This is a genomic window from Rhizobium sp. 268 (assembly GCF_036571585.1).
Taxonomy (GTDB): domain Bacteria; phylum Pseudomonadota; class Alphaproteobacteria; order Rhizobiales; family Rhizobiaceae; genus Rhizobium; species Rhizobium redzepovicii.
In genome coordinates this window covers 234281-248331 of the sequence record NZ_JAPPSO010000003.1, presented here as the reverse complement: position 1 = coordinate 248331, position 14051 = coordinate 234281, and the positions used below count along the sequence as shown (strand labels likewise).

Below are 14051 nucleotides of genomic sequence, written 5' to 3'. Positions count from 1 at the left end.
ATGTAAGCGTTCCATTAACCATAATTATACCAATTGCTGAGCATTCTGCAGGGCGAACATATCGTGCCCTGAGGAATGATCGATGAAACCGGCCCGCCTTATAATCCTAGCTGTCGCCGTGGTGGCAGCCGGCCTTGCCGGCTTCCTGGCGATGCAAATGGCAGGCAGTGGCGGTGTCGTCACCCAGGTTCAGTCGGTCATCGAGAGGGAGCCGACCGTCAACATCCTCGTCTCGAGCGCCAATCTGGCGGTCGGCGAAAGGCTTGACGATAAGTCGGTTCATTGGATGCCCTGGCCGCAGGGCGGTGTCGTCCCCGGCCTGATCACCGAAGCCGACAAGCCGGACGCGATCAAGGGTCTGCAGGGTGCCGTCGTGCGTCTGCCGATTTTCGAAGGCGAACCGATCCGGCCGGAAAAGGTCGCCGATTCCAACAGCCGCATCCTTTCCTCGCTCTTGCCGGCCGGCAAGCGCGCCGTCGCGACCGAGATATCGGTGGCAACCGGTGCCGGCGGTTTCATCCTGCCGAACGACCGCGTCGACGTCATCATGGTCCGCAAGGGTACCGAGGCCAATAAGCTCATCACCGAAACCGTGCTGAGCAATGTCCGCGTCCTCGCCATCGACCAGCAGATCCAGGAAAAGGACGACGGCTCGAAGGCCGTGGTCGGCACGACCGCCACACTCGAGCTTACGCCGGATCAGACCAAGGTTCTCGCTGTCGCCCAGCAGATGGCGGACCGGCTGTCGCTGGCGCTGCGCTCGGTCGCCGATGCGCAGGAGCAAGATACCAGCGCTGCGGACTATCTGCTGAGCGGCGACAACGGCAGTGCGAGCATTCAGGTCATCAAATCGGGCGCCATCGTCACCGATGCCAGCGCCGCGCCGAAGGCGGAGTAAAAGAACGTGCAAATGGGCAATTCAACGCGGCGCGCCGGGCTTCTCCTGACAGGTTTCTTCTCGCTGGCGGTCGGCGTCTCCGGTATTGCGCCGGCCTCTTTCGCGCCGTTTCTGGGCTCAAGCGAGGCGCGTGCCGATTCCGAAAACCTGGTCCGCATCTCGCAGACCGGCCGCGATGCCCATCGTCGGCTGAAGCTTGGGCTGAACAAGGCTGTTGTCGTCGATCTGCCGGAGGATGCGCATGATATTCTCGTCTCCGATCCGACCATGGCCGATGCCGTCACCCGCACCTCGCGGCGCATCTACCTGTTCGGCAAGAAGGTCGGCCAGACGAATATTTTTGTTTTCGGCGCCGGCGGGCAGGAGATCGTCAATCTCGACATCGAGATCGAGCGCGATGTTTCCGGCCTCGAAGTCAATCTCCACCGCTTCATTCCAGACTCCAACATCAATGTCGAAATCGTCTCCGACAACATCGTGCTGACCGGCACCGTGCGCACGCCGCAGGATGCCACGCAGGCGGCCGATCTGGCGCAGGTCTTCCTGAAGGGCGGCGAAGCGACGACCAGAACCGAGACGGCATCGGGTACCGGCGGCGACAGCTCGGTGGCGCTCTTTGCCGAAGGCCGCCAGACCTCGCAGGTCGTCAACCTGCTGCAGATCGAAGGCGAAGACCAGGTCACCCTGAAGGTGACGATCGCCGAGGTCCGCCGCGAGGTGCTGAAGCAACTCGGCTTCGACAATTTGGTTTCCAATTCCTCCGGCATGACGGTCGCCCAGCTTGGCAGCCCCAGCGCCGACAGCGCCACATCCGTCGTTGGCGGCGGCCTGGCGGCGCTGTTCAAGAGTTCGATCGGAAAATATGACATTTCCACCTACCTCAACGCGCTGGAGCAGGCCAAAGTCGTCAAGACGCTCGCCGAGCCGACGCTGACGGCAATATCGGGCCAGGCCGCGACCTTCAATTCCGGCGGCCAACAGCTTTATTCGACAACCGACAGCAACGGCAACGTCACCGTCGTGCCGTTCAACTACGGTATCAACCTCGCCTTCAAGCCGGTCGTGCTCTCATCGGGACGCATCAGCCTGCAGATCAAGACCAATGTCTCCGAACCGGTCGCCGGCAGCAGCGGCGCGACCTATCAGCGGCGCTCGGCGGAAACCTCGGTGGAACTGCCCTCGGGCGGATCCATCGCGCTGGCCGGCCTGATCCGTGACAACGTCTCGCAGACGATGGGCGGCACGCCCGGTGTTTCGAAAATCCCGCTGCTCGGTACGCTCTTCCGCCAGAAGGGTTTCGAGCGTCAGGAAACCGAGCTTGTCATCATCGCGACGCCCTATCTGGTGCGTCCGGTGGCGCGCAATCAACTCAATCGGCCGGACGATAATTTCAGCCCCGAGAACGACGGTGCGACCTTCTTCCTCAACCGCGTCAACAAGGTCTATGGCCGCCGCGAGGCGCCCGTCGCCGATGCACAGTTCCACGGATCGATCGGGTTCATCTACAAATGAGCGGGGCAGGATCGGCAGCAATGGAAGAGAACAGAGATCAGGCGATGGCCCATATCAATTCGACGACACCCCGCCTCGGAATCGAGAAGGGGCTTTTTGCCGCGGTCGCCATGGCGCTGGCCGTGCTTTCCGGATGCGCCGGCCCGCACGACCAGCTGACGACCGGCGGCATTCCCGACGACTATCGCGCCCGCCATCCGATCATCGTGACCGAAGCGGAACAGACGGTCGATATACCCGTCGCCTCCACCGATCGCCGGCTGACAAACGCCCAGCGCGACCTCATTCGCGGTTTTGCCGCAAACTATATCGCCCGCGCCTCGGGTCCGGTTTATGTGCTGTCGCCGCAAGGCTCGCCGAATTCGGCGGCAGCCTATCAGCTGCGCAATCAGGTCCGTGCCGAGCTGGCCTCAAGGGGAATCGCAAGCTCGAAAATCGTCAATACCTCCTATGCCGCGGTCGGGCCCGGCGATGCGGCGCCGATCCGGCTGAGCTTTACCGGCACCACTGCCATCACCACTCAATGCGGCCAGTGGCCGAAAGACATCTCGAACGATTTCACCAACCAGAATTACTATAATTTCGGCTGTGCCTCGCAGAACAACCTCGCCGCCCAGATCGCCAATCCGGAGGATCTGGTGGCGCCCCGCGGCATGACGCCGATCGACGCACAGCGGCGCAACAATGCTATCCAGGAATACCGGACGACCACGTCGACGATCGAAGAGGTCACCGGCAGCGACAGCAGCTTCTGAGACGGAACGGGATGATGAGCGCGATCGAATACGAAATCAAAAATCCGAGCGAGCTTCGCCACGCCGAGGAGGCCGTGCGCATGGCGGATTTGGAAAACATGCGGCCGCTGCCACGCATCTCCGTGCATGCCTTCTGCGAGAGTGAGGCTTTGCAGCAGGTCATGGAACGCTGCGCCAATGATCGACGTGTGGCCAAGGTCAGCCTGCGCATCACCAGCGGCGGCATCGCCGCTGCCGCCAATATGTTTTCCGGCGCCCCGACGCCGAACCTCATCATCCTCGAGACCAAGGCGAACGCGGGCAGCCTCCTCGCCGAGCTTGCGCCGCTCGCCGCTGTCTGCGACCCGACGACCAAGGTCGTCATCGTCGGCTACTACAACGATATCGCGCTTTATCGCGAACTCATCCGTAACGGCATCTCCGAATATATGGTCCAACCGGTCGCCATGCCTGATATTCTGACGGCGATGGCCTCGATCTTCGTCGATCCAGAAGCCGAGCCGCTCGGCCGCAGCATCGCCTTCATCGGCTCGAAAGGCGGCACCGGCGCTTCGACCATCGCGCATAATTGCGCCTTCGGCATTTCCAATCTCTTCTCCACTGAAACGATCCTGGCCGATCTCGACCTGCCATATGGCACGGCGAACATCGACTTCGATCAGGATCCGGCGCTCGGCATCGCCGAAGCGGTCTTTGCGCCCGATCGTCTCGACGAGGTCTTCCTCGACCGCCTGCTGACGAAATGCTCCGAGCATCTTTCCCTGCTTGCAGCACCCTCGCTGCTCGACCGCGCCTATGATTTCGACGGCCATGCTTTCCAGCCGGTGCTCGATGTTCTGCAGCGCAGCGCGCCCGTCACCGTGCTCGACGTTCCGCATGCATGGTCGGAATGGACACGCTCGGTGCTGTCGAGCGCTGACGAGGTGGTCATCACCGCCGTTCCCGATCTCGCCAACCTGCGCAATGCCAAGAACATGCTGGATGCGCTGCGCAAGATGCGGCCGAACGACAAGCCGCCGCATCTCGTCCTCAATCAGGTCGGCATGCCGAAGCGCCCGGAGATTTCACCGTCGGATTTCTGTGAGCCGCTGGAGATCGATCCGATCGCGATCATCCCCTTCGACATCAATCTTTTCGGCAACGCCGCCAATAGCGGCCGGATGATCTCGGAAGTCGACCCAAAATCGCCGACGGCGGAGACCTTTTCGCAGATCGCGCACATCGTCACCGGCCGTGTTGCAATCAGGAAGGCGAAGAAGGGCGGCTTGCTGGGCCTCCTGAAGCGTAAGTAGACGATGAGCAATTCCAGCAAAACTGTGCAGCGGTTTCGCCAGGCAAATCGCGAAGCGCTTTTGCCGGGAATTGCGTCAAAACAAAAAGATAGAGCATTTCCGTGACTCGGAGAAAACGGAAACGCACTAGAACAAGCAGATTGGATTAAGCGGCATGTTTGGAAAACGCGGAAATGAAGGGTCCGGAAAGGTCGGAGGGGCGATTGCTCCCCCGCCGTCGGCTCCGGCTGCCGCCCCTGCGGCCTCTTCCCCCTCCATTCTGGTCGAACCCTCTCGCGAACCCGCACGCCAGCAGGTGACGCCGCCGCCGATGCAGACGCCGCAGCGCAAGCGCCCTGTCCGCACTGATGAATATTACGACACCAAGGCGCAGGTCTTTTCTGCGCTGATCGATACGATCGATCTCTCGCAGCTTTCCAAGCTCGACGGCGAAAGCGCGCGCGAGGAAATCCGCGACATCGTCAACGACATCATCACCATCAAGAACTTTGCGATGTCGATCTCCGAGCAGGAAGAACTGCTCGAGGATATCTGCAACGACGTCCTCGGCTACGGTCCGCTAGAGCCGTTGCTGGCGCGTGACGACATCGCCGACATCATGGTCAACGGCGCCGGCCAGACTTTCATCGAAGTCGGCGGCAAGACGATCGAATCGGAGATCCGCTTCCGCGACAATGCGCAACTTCTCTCGATCTGCCAGCGCATCGTCAGCCAGGTCGGACGCCGCGTCGACGAATCGAGCCCGATCTGCGACGCCCGCCTGCCTGATGGCTCGCGTGTCAACGTTATCGCGCCGCCGCTGTCGATTGACGGGCCTGCGCTCACCATCCGCAAATTCAAGAAAGACAAGCTGACGCTCGATCAGCTCGTCCGTTTCGGTGCGATCACGGCTGAGGGTGCGACTGTGCTGCAGATCATTGGCCGGGTGCGCTGCAACGTCGTCATTTCGGGTGGTACCGGCTCCGGCAAGACGACGCTGCTGAACTGCCTTACCAACTATATCGACAGGGACGAACGCGTCATCACCTGCGAGGATACCGCAGAACTGCAGCTGCAGCAGCCGCATGTCGTGCGTTTGGAAACGCGCCCGCCGAATATCGAAGGCGAGGGCGAGATCACCATGCGCGATCTCGTCAAGAACTGCCTGCGTATGCGTCCCGAGCGCATCATCGTCGGCGAAGTGCGCGGACCTGAAGTTTTCGACCTGCTGCAGGCGATGAACACCGGTCACGACGGCTCGATGGGCACCATCCACGCCAACACGCCGCGCGAATGCCTGAGCCGTATCGAATCGATGATCGCTATGGGTGGCTTCACTCTGCCGGCAAAGACGGTGCGTGAGATCATTTCCAGCTCGGTGGATGTGATCGTCCAGGCGGCGCGCCTTCGCGACGGTTCGCGCCGCATCACCCAGATCACCGAGGTGATCGGAATGGAAGGCGACGTCATCATCACCCAGGACCTGATGCGTTACGAGATCGAAGGCGAAGATGCCGGCGGCCGCCTGATCGGCCGGCACATGTCGACCGGCGTCGGCAAACCGCATTTCTGGGATCGCGCCCGCTATTTCAACGAGGAAAAGCGTCTTGCCGCCGCCCTCGACGCGATGGAAGCGAAATCGAAGGACTAGGCGAAATGTTCGGGTTCGATCCGATAGTGCTGGCAATCGTCGTCCTCGCCGCCGTATCCGCGGCGGCAGTCGCCTATGCCCTGATGTATTCCCGGATCGAGGCCGACAAGAAATCGGCAAGCCGCATCGACCGCGTCAAATCGGCCGAAAGCGACCGGGTCAAGGTCAAGGCTGCCCGCGACCGGGTGCAGGAAATGTCGAAGCGCCGAAAATCGGTGCAGGACAATCTCAAAGATCTGGAAAAGCGCCAGCACGAAAAGACCAAGAAGACCCTGACGATGAAATCCCGGCTGGTCCAGGCCGGCCTGACGATCACGGTCGGGAAATTCTATCTCATCAGCGCCATCTTCGCCTGCGTGCTGCTGCTCATGGCGTTCATCATCGGTGTATCGTTGATGGTGATAATCGGGATCGCCGTCGTCGCCGGTCTCGGCCTGCCGCGCTGGATCGTCGGCTTCCTGATCAAGCGCCGCCAGAACAAGTTCCTCAATGAACTCCCCAATGCGCTTGACGTGATCACCCGCTCGATCAAATCAGGCCTGCCGCTGAACGATGCGATCCGTCTTATCGCCACCGAAGGCACCGAGCCTGTGAAGAGCGAATTCCGGCGCGTAATCGAGGCGCAGCAGGTGGGTCTCAGCATCCCCGACGCCTGCGCCCGCATGACGGCCCACATGCCGCTCCAGGAAGTCAGCTTCTTCGCCATCGTCATCGCCATCCAGTCGCAGGCCGGCGGCAATCTGTCGGAAGCGATCGGCAACCTTTCCAAGGTGATACGCGAGCGCAGGAAGATGAAGGCCAAGGTCTCGGCGCTGTCGATGGAAGCCAAGGCGTCGGCCGTCATTATCGGTGCGTTGCCCTTCATCGTCGCGACCCTCGTCTATCTCACCTCGCCGAGCTACATGATGATCCTTTTTACCGATCCACGCGGCCATTTCATCATGGGCGTCTCGGCGATCTGGATGTCGATCGGCATCTTCGTCATGCGCAACATGGTCAATTTTGACATTTAGCCGGAAGGACGCCCCATGTCGCAGGACCTTGCCGCAACCCTGACCAATCCGAGCATGCTGATCGCGCTCCTCGTCGCGATTGCGGTCTTCGCCACGTTTTATACGATCGCTGTCCCCTTCTTCGAGCGCGGCGATCTCAACAAGCGTATGAAGGCCGTTTCGACCGAGCGCGAGCAGATCCGCGCACGCGAGCGCGCCCGTATGAACACCGAAACCGGCGCCGGCAAAGCCTCGCTCAGGAGCCAGAACAATCGCTCGGTCCGCCAGATCGTCGAGCGTTTCAACCTGCGCAAGGCGCTCGTCGACGAGAATACCGTCAACAAGCTGCGTGCTGCCGGTTTTCGCTCGGAGAATGCGCTGAATACTTTCCTCGTGGCGCGTTTTCTGCTGCCGTTCCTTTTCCTGGCGCTTGCCGCCTTCTGGGTCTTCGGCCTCGGCAATCTGCCCGAAAGGGGCATGCCCATCCGCCTCTTTGCCGTCATCGGCATCGGCTATGTCGGCTTTTACGCGCCGAACATCTATATCTCGAACCGCATGGGCAAGCGTCAGCACTCGATCAAGCGGGCCTGGCCGGATGCGCTCGACCTGATGCTGATCTGCGTCGAATCCGGCATCTCGATCGAGGCGGCGATGCGTCGCGTGTCGGAAGAACTCGGCGAGCAGTCGCCACCGCTCGCCGAGGAGATGGTGCTGACCACGGCCGAGCTCTCCTTCTTGCCGGATCGCCGCGTGGCGCTCGAAAATCTTGCCACGCGCACCCAGATCGAGCTTGTACGCTCGGTCACGCAAGCGCTGATCCAGGCCGACCGCTACGGCACGCCGGTGGCGCAGGCGCTGCGCGTTCTCGCCCAGGAAGGGCGCGACGAGCGCATGAACGAAGCGGAAAAGAAGGCGGCCGCCCTACCGCCGAAACTGACGGTGCCGATGATCCTGTTCTTCCTGCCGGTGCTGATCGCCGTCATCCTCGGCCCGGCCGGCATCCAGGTGTCAGACAAGTTCTGATCTTGCCGCCGGTTAAATCGATTCCGATTTAAGGAATAATGCGATACCTTCGATCTCGAACGAGGGTTCTTGAATGTCTTCCGCAGGCGTTTTCATCAGCATCATGGCAGCCTTGGTGGTCGGAGCGATGAGTCCCGGCCCGAGCTTCGTGGTCGTCTCCAGGATTGCCATTTCGCGGTCGCGGCTGGATGGTCTCGCGGCCGCAATCGGCATGGGCGCCGGCGGCGTGGTTTTTGCCGTATTGGCGCTCGCCGGTCTGACGGCGCTGCTGTCGCAATTCGAATGGCTCTATATCTTGCTCAAAGTCGCAGGCGGCGCCTATCTCATCTATATCGCCGTCAATATCTGGAGAGGTGCTGGAGAGCCGCTGGAGGTGTGCGAAGCCGGCGATAGCCACCGCGCACCGAGGCGGAGCTTCATGACCGCGCTACTGACCCAGCTCAGCAACCCGAAGACCATTATTGTCTATGCCAGCCTCTTTGCCGCGCTCCTTCCGAGGACGGTGCCGCTCGATCTCATGATTGCGCTGCCGCTCGGCGTCTTTGCGGTGGAAGCGGGGTGGTATTCGATCGTGGCGCTGGCCTTTTCGGCCCGCCATCCGCGGCGGCTCTATCTCGCCGCGAAGAGCTGGATCGACCGGACCGCCGGCGCCGTCATGGGCGGCCTCGGATTGCGTCTTATTCTGTCGGGCCTGAGCGCCCGCTAGAGCATGATGCCGAAAAGTGTGAGCGGTTTTCGGACGACATCATGCTCTAATTTTTGTCTAAGACCATTGTCAGTTGGTGTTGCTGCCGTCCGCGGCACCCGGCGACTTGTCCTTGGCGGCAAGCTTCTGCCAGGAATTCTGCTGCGAGAGCATGCCGCGGAGATAGGCGACATTGGCATCGGCCTGTTGCGGCGAAAGTTCGCGCCGCGCGATCTGCTCGGCTTCCGGGAAACGTCCCTGTAGGCCGACGACGAGCGCAAGGTTCTGCCTGACGCGGCTGTCGGCTGTCGGTTGGCCGGCGGCGGAGCGCAGGTAGGTTTCGGCGGTGCGCAGATCGCCGGTCAGCACATAGGACATGCCGAGGTTGGAAAGGATGGAGGGCTCGTTCGGCTGAATGTCGAGCGCGTCGCGGTAGCGCTGCCGGGCATCGCTTGCCCGGCCCATCTGGTCGAGGATCGCGCCTTCGGCCGAGATCAGTTTCCAGTCCGGACGATCCGGTGTCTGGGCGCGACCGATCGTGTCGAGCGCCTGCTGGAACTGGCCGGCCGCCGCCTGCGCCTTGCCATAGGCGGCCAGCACGTTGCGGTCGGCGGGATTGCTGATCGCCACCTGCTGCATGACGGCGAGCGCCTGCGCATCACGGCCGTTCATGCGCAGCAGATTGGCGTAGTTGACGCCGGTGACCGGATCGCGCGGGTTCTTTTCATAGGCCTGGCCGAGGCGGTCGGTTGCCGAGCGCAGCTCGGTCGCGTCCATCTCTTCAACCGGCTTGGTGAGCTTCGGCACCGAGCCTGTCGTCATCCGATCCTTGGTCGTCGAGCAGCCGGCGAGTGCCAGGACGAGCAGCGATGCGGCAACGCCCTGCAGGAGACGATGGGTGAATGTGGTGGTGAGCGAGGCCGGCATGACGCGTTCCCTGGATTCCGAAATCGGCGCCTGACCTCGAACGCGGAACAGGGAAAGGTTTGACGCAATCTTCGCTCCAGCAATAGTCTGTTAACCCTAACAGACCGTTAAGGAGTGATTCCTTACGACCGCCGAAGGACAATCATGGCCCCCTATCAGTTCATCGAGAGACCGACCCCTTTCAACACGAAGGGCGGTTCGACGCTGCCGATCTTTGCCGTCACCCCTGCCCATATTGAGACTGGCACGATTGATCCGATCGCGCTCGATTGGGCGCAGAGGGCGGGTTACAAGGCCGAAAGCGGGTCGCTGCTGCTGATTCCGACGGCCGAAGGCCATCTCGGCGGCGCGCTTTTTGGTCTCGGCACCAATCCGTCCGAGCAGCCTTACATCACCGGCAGGCTCGCCCGGGCGCTGCCCGCCGGCGACTGGCACATCGAAACCGCACCGCTGACGGCAAATCGCCTGGCGCTCGGCTTTGGTCTCGGCAGCTACCGCTTCGACCGTTACAAGTCTGAAAAATCGCCGGCGGCGACGCTGATGATCCCCCGCGATGCCGACAGTGCCGACATCAAGCGCCAGCTTGCCGGCGTCTTTCTCGCCCGCGACCTCATCAATACGCCGACCAATGACATGGGGCCGAACCAACTCGAAACCGTGTTCCGTGGTTTGGCTGCACATTACAAGGCAGAGGTTTCGGTTATCACGGGCGACGAGCTGCTCGAGCAGAATTTCCCGCTGGTTCATACCGTCGGCCGCGCCAGTGCCGATGCGCCGCGTCTTCTAGAGCTGCGCTGGGGCAAAAAGGGCCATCGCAAGGTGACGCTTGTCGGCAAGGGCGTCTGCTTCGATACCGGCGGCCTCGACATCAAGCCCGCCGCCTCCATGCTGCTGATGAAGAAGGACATGGGCGGCGCGGCGAATGTCATGGGGCTCGCGCTGATGATCATGGACGCTAAGCTGAAGGTCGATCTGCGTGTCATCGTCCCGGTCGTCGAAAACGCCATCTCGTCCAATGCCTTCCGCCCCGGCGACATTTATAAGAGCCGCAAGGGACTGACCGTCCAGATCGACAATACCGACGCCGAAGGCCGTCTTATCCTTGCCGATGCGCTCGCCTATGCCGACGAGGAAGAGCCCGATCTCCTGATCGACATGGCGACGCTGACCGGTGCGGCCCGTGTCGCGCTGGGTCCGGATCTCCCGCCCTTCTTCACCGACGACGCCAATCTGGCGCATGACCTGACCGAAGCGAGCCTGGAAACCGACGATCCGATCTGGCGGCTGCCGCTCTATTCCGGTTATGACAAGGATATCCGCGCCAAATTCGCCGATCTCACCAACGCGCCGGCCGGCGGCATGGCGGGAGCGATCACCGCGGCGCTCTTTCTCAAGCGTTTCGTCGGCAAGGCGAAGAGCTGGGCGCATTTCGACATTTACGGCTGGGCCCAGTCCGAGCGGCCGCATTCGCCGGGCGGCGGTGAAGCACAGGCCATCCGCGCGCTCTTCCATCATATCCGCGAGAGCCTGCGCTGACGGCTGCAAACGAGGGCTGAGGGGCGGTGGCATGACTTTTCATGCGCTGCCCCCGCTGTCGATCGTTAAAATTTTATTCACCCTGCCGGGCGGCAATTGCTGCCGCCTCTTGCATGTCCATGGCAACTGCCGGAAAATGAAACGTTAGCGTAACGATTTTCCGGAGGGGCCGTGCCGATCGAACTGACCGCCTCGCAGGCGCTGGGGCTCTGGCATGGCGTGGCGCTCGATCAGGTCCGCCACGATGACCGCGATTTGACGTTGCGCCAGATGGCGATCCTGCTGCATATTTATCTGGTGCCGCCGCCGCATACGGTGCGCGGGCTTGCCGCGACACTTGAGGTCACCAAGCCGGTCATTACCCGCGCCTTGGACACGATGGGCGAGATGGGCCTGGTCGATCGTGTGCGCGACGATGCCGACCGGCGCAGCGTGATCATCAAGCGTACCGTCGGCGGCGCGCTATACCTGGAAAAGCTCGGCGACCTCGTCCGTGATCAGGCCCGCCGGCTGCCGCTCTGAGAGGCCAATTGAAAAGGAAACTCAATGACGATGCTCGACCGCCGCCTGCATGCCTATCGGCCGGATCTCGCTGAAGCGGGACTTGAAGGCAAGGTGGAGGCGTTGCGCTTCGTCGAAGGCGCCCCGGCCCGCATTGCCGTTCCGGTCGCGGCCTTGCGCCCCGAACCAGACCTTGCGCGCGGCATCGATACCGAGGTGCTGCTTGGCGAGGATGTGACGGTGTTCGATCGCGCCGACGGCTGGTGCTGGGTGAAAGCCGCTTCGGACGGCTATGTCGGTTATCTCTCCGCAGAAGCGCTTTCGGAAGGCAGGCCGGCGCCGACCCATTTCGTCACCGTCCAGCGCACCTTCCTTTATCCGGAACCGGAGCTGCGCAAACCCCACCAGGCGATCCTGTCCATGGGAAGTCGCGTCCATGTGGCCGGCGAGGCGGAAGCGCGCGGTAACCGCTATGTCGTGCTGGAGGATGGAACCGCGATCTTCGCCAAACACGTCCAGCCGATCGGCACGCTCGACGGTGCCGATTACGTCGAGATCGCAGCCCGTTTCCTGGAAACGCCCTATCTCTGGGGCGGACGTTCCGGCCTCGGCATCGATTGTTCCGGCCTCGTCCAGCTGGCGATGCTGATGACGGGCAGAGCTGCGCCACGCGATACCGATATGCAGGCGGCAGGCCTCGGCCAGCCGATCGACCGATCCGAAATCCGCCGTGGCGACCTGGTATTCTGGAAGGGTCATGTCGCCGTCTTCGAAGATCCGGAAACCATTCTGCACGCCAACGGCCATAGCATGACGGTGGCGCGCGAGAATTTCGAGGCCGCGGTCGAGCGCATCGGCTGGCTCTACGAGCAACCGACCGGGTATCGCCGCCCGGTCAGCTGATCGGAGGCCGCGGCCAGGATCTTACCCCACCCGTCCAGTCCTCGAAGGCTTTCGACAGTCTGAGCACCCGCATGTCGTCGAAGCGCGGCCCGACGATCTGCAACCCGATCGGCATGCCTGAGCGGGAGAAACCGCAATTGATCGAGGCGGCCGGCTGCTCCGACATGTTCCACGGCACCGTGAAAGCGATATGTTCGAACGGCAGGGCCGGATCATTGGTCGGAGATGCCCATTCGGCCGGATAGGAGATGATCGGATTGGTCGGCGAAAGCAGGGCGTCGACCTCGGTGAAGAACCGTCCGCAGCTCTTGCGCATCTCGATCGTCTGGTTGAAGCCTCTGACCGCATCGACGCCGCGGATGTCGGCGCCACCCTTCGCCCAATCCCTGATATAGGGCAAGATGCTGTCGCGCCGCTCCTCGTCGAGATCAGCAATATCGCCCCAGAGCCGGGATCGCCAGAAATTGTCGAGCCCATCCAGCATTGCACGTGTCAGCACTGGCTGGACCGATAGAATGGTCGCGCCGGCCGCCTCGAATTGTTTCGCCGCCGTTTCGACCGCGGCCCTGATCTCGTCGTCCACCGCAAGCCCGCAGCCGGCATCGAGCATCAACCCGATCGTCATGCCCGACAGGTCGATGTCGAGATCCATCCAGTTGAAATCGTTCGGCGGGAGGCTGGTGCCGTCGCGCCAGTCCGGCCGTGACAGCGTCGCCATCGAAAAGGCCGCATCCTCGACTGTGCGTGCCATCGGCCCGACGCAGCGCCCGACATAATAGGGATCGGCCGGAATGCGGCCATGGCTTGGCTTGAAGCCGAAGATGCCGGTCCAGCCGGCGGGAAGGCGCACCGAGCCGCCGATATCGGTCCCGATATGCAGCGGTCCGTAACCGGCCGCTGCCGCTGCGGAAGCCCCGGCGCTCGATCCGCCGGGATTCTGCGTGGTGTTCCAGGGATTGCGGCTGAGAGGATGAAAGCTCGAAAGCCCGGAGGAAAGCATGCCGTAATCGGGGCAGGTGGTCTTGGCGAAGATCACCGCGCCGTCTTCCCGCAGCCGGGCCGCGGCCGGCGCGTCGGCCTCTGCCGGTTTGAGTTCCACTGCCCTTGTGCCTGATGGCACCGGTTGGCCCTTCGTGGCGATCAGTTCCTTCAGCGTCACCGGGATGCCGTCGAGGGGACCTAGCGTTTCTGCCTTCGCCCAGCGCTCCGTCGAAGCTTTCGCTTGGGCGCGCGCCGATTCCGGATCGTAGAGGTAGAGCGCCGAAATCGACGGCTCCCAGGCGGCGATATGGTCTTCGAGGGCGAGCCAGTATTCGAGAGGGGAAAGGCTTTTATCGGTGAAACGCTGCCTGAGTTGGCGGATGGTGAGGTCGGTTTCGGTCATGGCATGGTCTTTC

The 14051-nt window shown here is 62.3% G+C and carries 13 protein-coding genes; 11 read left to right on the top strand and 2 right to left on the bottom strand.

Annotated features, from left to right (window positions below; all coding sequences use genetic code 11):
* Nucleotides 1-82: 82 nt before the first annotated feature.
* From cpaB to OS035_RS07735, 8 genes are all read left to right on the top strand, one after another.
* Nucleotides 83-898 (top strand): Flp pilus assembly protein CpaB, encoded by an 816-nt coding sequence (gene cpaB, locus OS035_RS07770; protein WP_097628325.1) that lies wholly within the window; start codon nt 83-85, stop codon nt 896-898.
* A gap of 12 nt (nt 899-910) precedes the next feature.
* Complete coding sequence (locus OS035_RS07765; protein ID WP_097628324.1) at nt 911-2410, top strand: type II and III secretion system protein family protein; 1500 nt, start codon at nt 911-913, stop codon at nt 2408-2410.
* Nucleotides 2407-3165 (top strand): CpaD family pilus assembly protein, encoded by a 759-nt coding sequence (locus OS035_RS07760; protein ID WP_097628323.1) that lies wholly within the window; start codon nt 2407-2409, stop codon nt 3163-3165. The genes OS035_RS07765 and OS035_RS07760 overlap by 4 nt, the downstream gene beginning before the upstream one ends.
* 14 nt (nt 3166-3179) lie before the next feature.
* Nucleotides 3180-4457 (top strand): AAA family ATPase, encoded by a 1278-nt coding sequence (locus OS035_RS07755; protein WP_097628476.1) that lies wholly within the window; start codon nt 3180-3182, stop codon nt 4455-4457.
* A 154-nt stretch (nt 4458-4611) separates the two neighbouring features.
* Entirely contained in the window at nt 4612-6087 is a 1476-nt protein-coding gene (locus OS035_RS07750; protein ID WP_183781682.1) for a CpaF family protein, read from the top strand.
* A 5-nt stretch (nt 6088-6092) separates the two neighbouring features.
* Nucleotides 6093-7100, top strand: a complete 1008-nt coding sequence (locus OS035_RS07745; RefSeq protein WP_097628321.1) for a type II secretion system F family protein — start codon at nt 6093-6095, stop codon at nt 7098-7100.
* A gap of 15 nt (nt 7101-7115) precedes the next feature.
* Entirely contained in the window at nt 7116-8102 is a 987-nt protein-coding gene (locus OS035_RS07740; RefSeq protein ID WP_003589212.1) for a type II secretion system F family protein, read from the top strand.
* Nucleotides 8103-8175: 73 nt separating this feature from the next.
* Entirely contained in the window at nt 8176-8808 is a 633-nt protein-coding gene (locus OS035_RS07735) for a LysE family translocator (RefSeq protein ID WP_097628320.1), read from the top strand.
* Between the two features lie 69 nt (nt 8809-8877).
* Here the strand turns inward: OS035_RS07735 and OS035_RS07730 are convergent, their stop codons facing one another.
* The gene (locus OS035_RS07730; protein WP_331813596.1) at nt 8878-9714 is read right to left on the bottom strand and encodes a tetratricopeptide repeat protein; all 837 of its coding nucleotides are present in this window, start codon (nt 9712-9714) and stop codon (nt 8878-8880) included.
* A gap of 144 nt (nt 9715-9858) precedes the next feature.
* Between OS035_RS07730 and OS035_RS07725 the strand changes: the two genes are divergently transcribed.
* The 3 genes from OS035_RS07725 to OS035_RS07715 all read left to right on the top strand — a co-directional run bounded on the left by OS035_RS07725 (nt 9859) and on the right by OS035_RS07715 (nt 12654).
* Complete coding sequence (locus OS035_RS07725) at nt 9859-11250, top strand: leucyl aminopeptidase family protein (RefSeq protein ID WP_097630089.1); 1392 nt, start codon at nt 9859-9861, stop codon at nt 11248-11250.
* Between the two features lie 171 nt (nt 11251-11421).
* Nucleotides 11422-11772, top strand: a complete 351-nt coding sequence (locus OS035_RS07720; RefSeq protein WP_007634042.1) for a MarR family transcriptional regulator — start codon at nt 11422-11424, stop codon at nt 11770-11772.
* 24 nt (nt 11773-11796) lie between these two features.
* The gene (locus tag OS035_RS07715; RefSeq protein WP_183781673.1) at nt 11797-12654 is read left to right on the top strand and encodes a C40 family peptidase; all 858 of its coding nucleotides are present in this window, start codon (nt 11797-11799) and stop codon (nt 12652-12654) included.
* On the opposite strand, the gene OS035_RS07710 is transcribed toward OS035_RS07715, so the two are convergent.
* Nucleotides 12647-14038 (bottom strand): amidase, encoded by a 1392-nt coding sequence (locus tag OS035_RS07710; protein ID WP_097630091.1) that lies wholly within the window; start codon nt 14036-14038, stop codon nt 12647-12649. The two genes, OS035_RS07715 and OS035_RS07710, sit on opposite strands and share 8 nt — an antisense overlap.
* Nucleotides 14039-14051 lie beyond the last annotated feature (13 nt).

What these genes read in the sequence shown, in the direction of transcription:
- OS035_RS07750 (WP_183781682.1), top strand. Translation starts at nt 4,612, where the DNA reads ATGTTTGGAAAACGCGGAAATGAAGGGTCCGGAAAGGTCGGAGGGGCG.
- OS035_RS07735 (WP_097628320.1), top strand. Translation starts at nt 8,176, where the DNA reads ATGTCTTCCGCAGGCGTTTTCATCAGCATCATGGCAGCCTTGGTGGTC.
- OS035_RS07730 (WP_331813596.1), bottom strand. Translation starts at nt 9,714, where the DNA reads ATGCCGGCCTCGCTCACCACCACATTCACCCATCGTCTCCTGCAGGGC.
- OS035_RS07715 (WP_183781673.1), top strand. Translation starts at nt 11,797, where the DNA reads ATGACGATGCTCGACCGCCGCCTGCATGCCTATCGGCCGGATCTCGCT.
- OS035_RS07765 (WP_097628324.1), top strand. Translation starts at nt 911, where the DNA reads ATGGGCAATTCAACGCGGCGCGCCGGGCTTCTCCTGACAGGTTTCTTC.
- OS035_RS07725 (WP_097630089.1), top strand. Translation starts at nt 9,859, where the DNA reads ATGGCCCCCTATCAGTTCATCGAGAGACCGACCCCTTTCAACACGAAG.
- OS035_RS07745 (WP_097628321.1), top strand. Translation starts at nt 6,093, where the DNA reads ATGTTCGGGTTCGATCCGATAGTGCTGGCAATCGTCGTCCTCGCCGCC.
- OS035_RS07760 (WP_097628323.1), top strand. Translation starts at nt 2,407, where the DNA reads ATGAGCGGGGCAGGATCGGCAGCAATGGAAGAGAACAGAGATCAGGCG.
- OS035_RS07740 (WP_003589212.1), top strand. Translation starts at nt 7,116, where the DNA reads ATGTCGCAGGACCTTGCCGCAACCCTGACCAATCCGAGCATGCTGATC.
- cpaB (WP_097628325.1), top strand. Translation starts at nt 83, where the DNA reads ATGAAACCGGCCCGCCTTATAATCCTAGCTGTCGCCGTGGTGGCAGCC.
- OS035_RS07755 (WP_097628476.1), top strand. Translation starts at nt 3,180, where the DNA reads ATGAGCGCGATCGAATACGAAATCAAAAATCCGAGCGAGCTTCGCCAC.
- OS035_RS07710 (WP_097630091.1), bottom strand. Translation starts at nt 14,038, where the DNA reads ATGACCGAAACCGACCTCACCATCCGCCAACTCAGGCAGCGTTTCACC.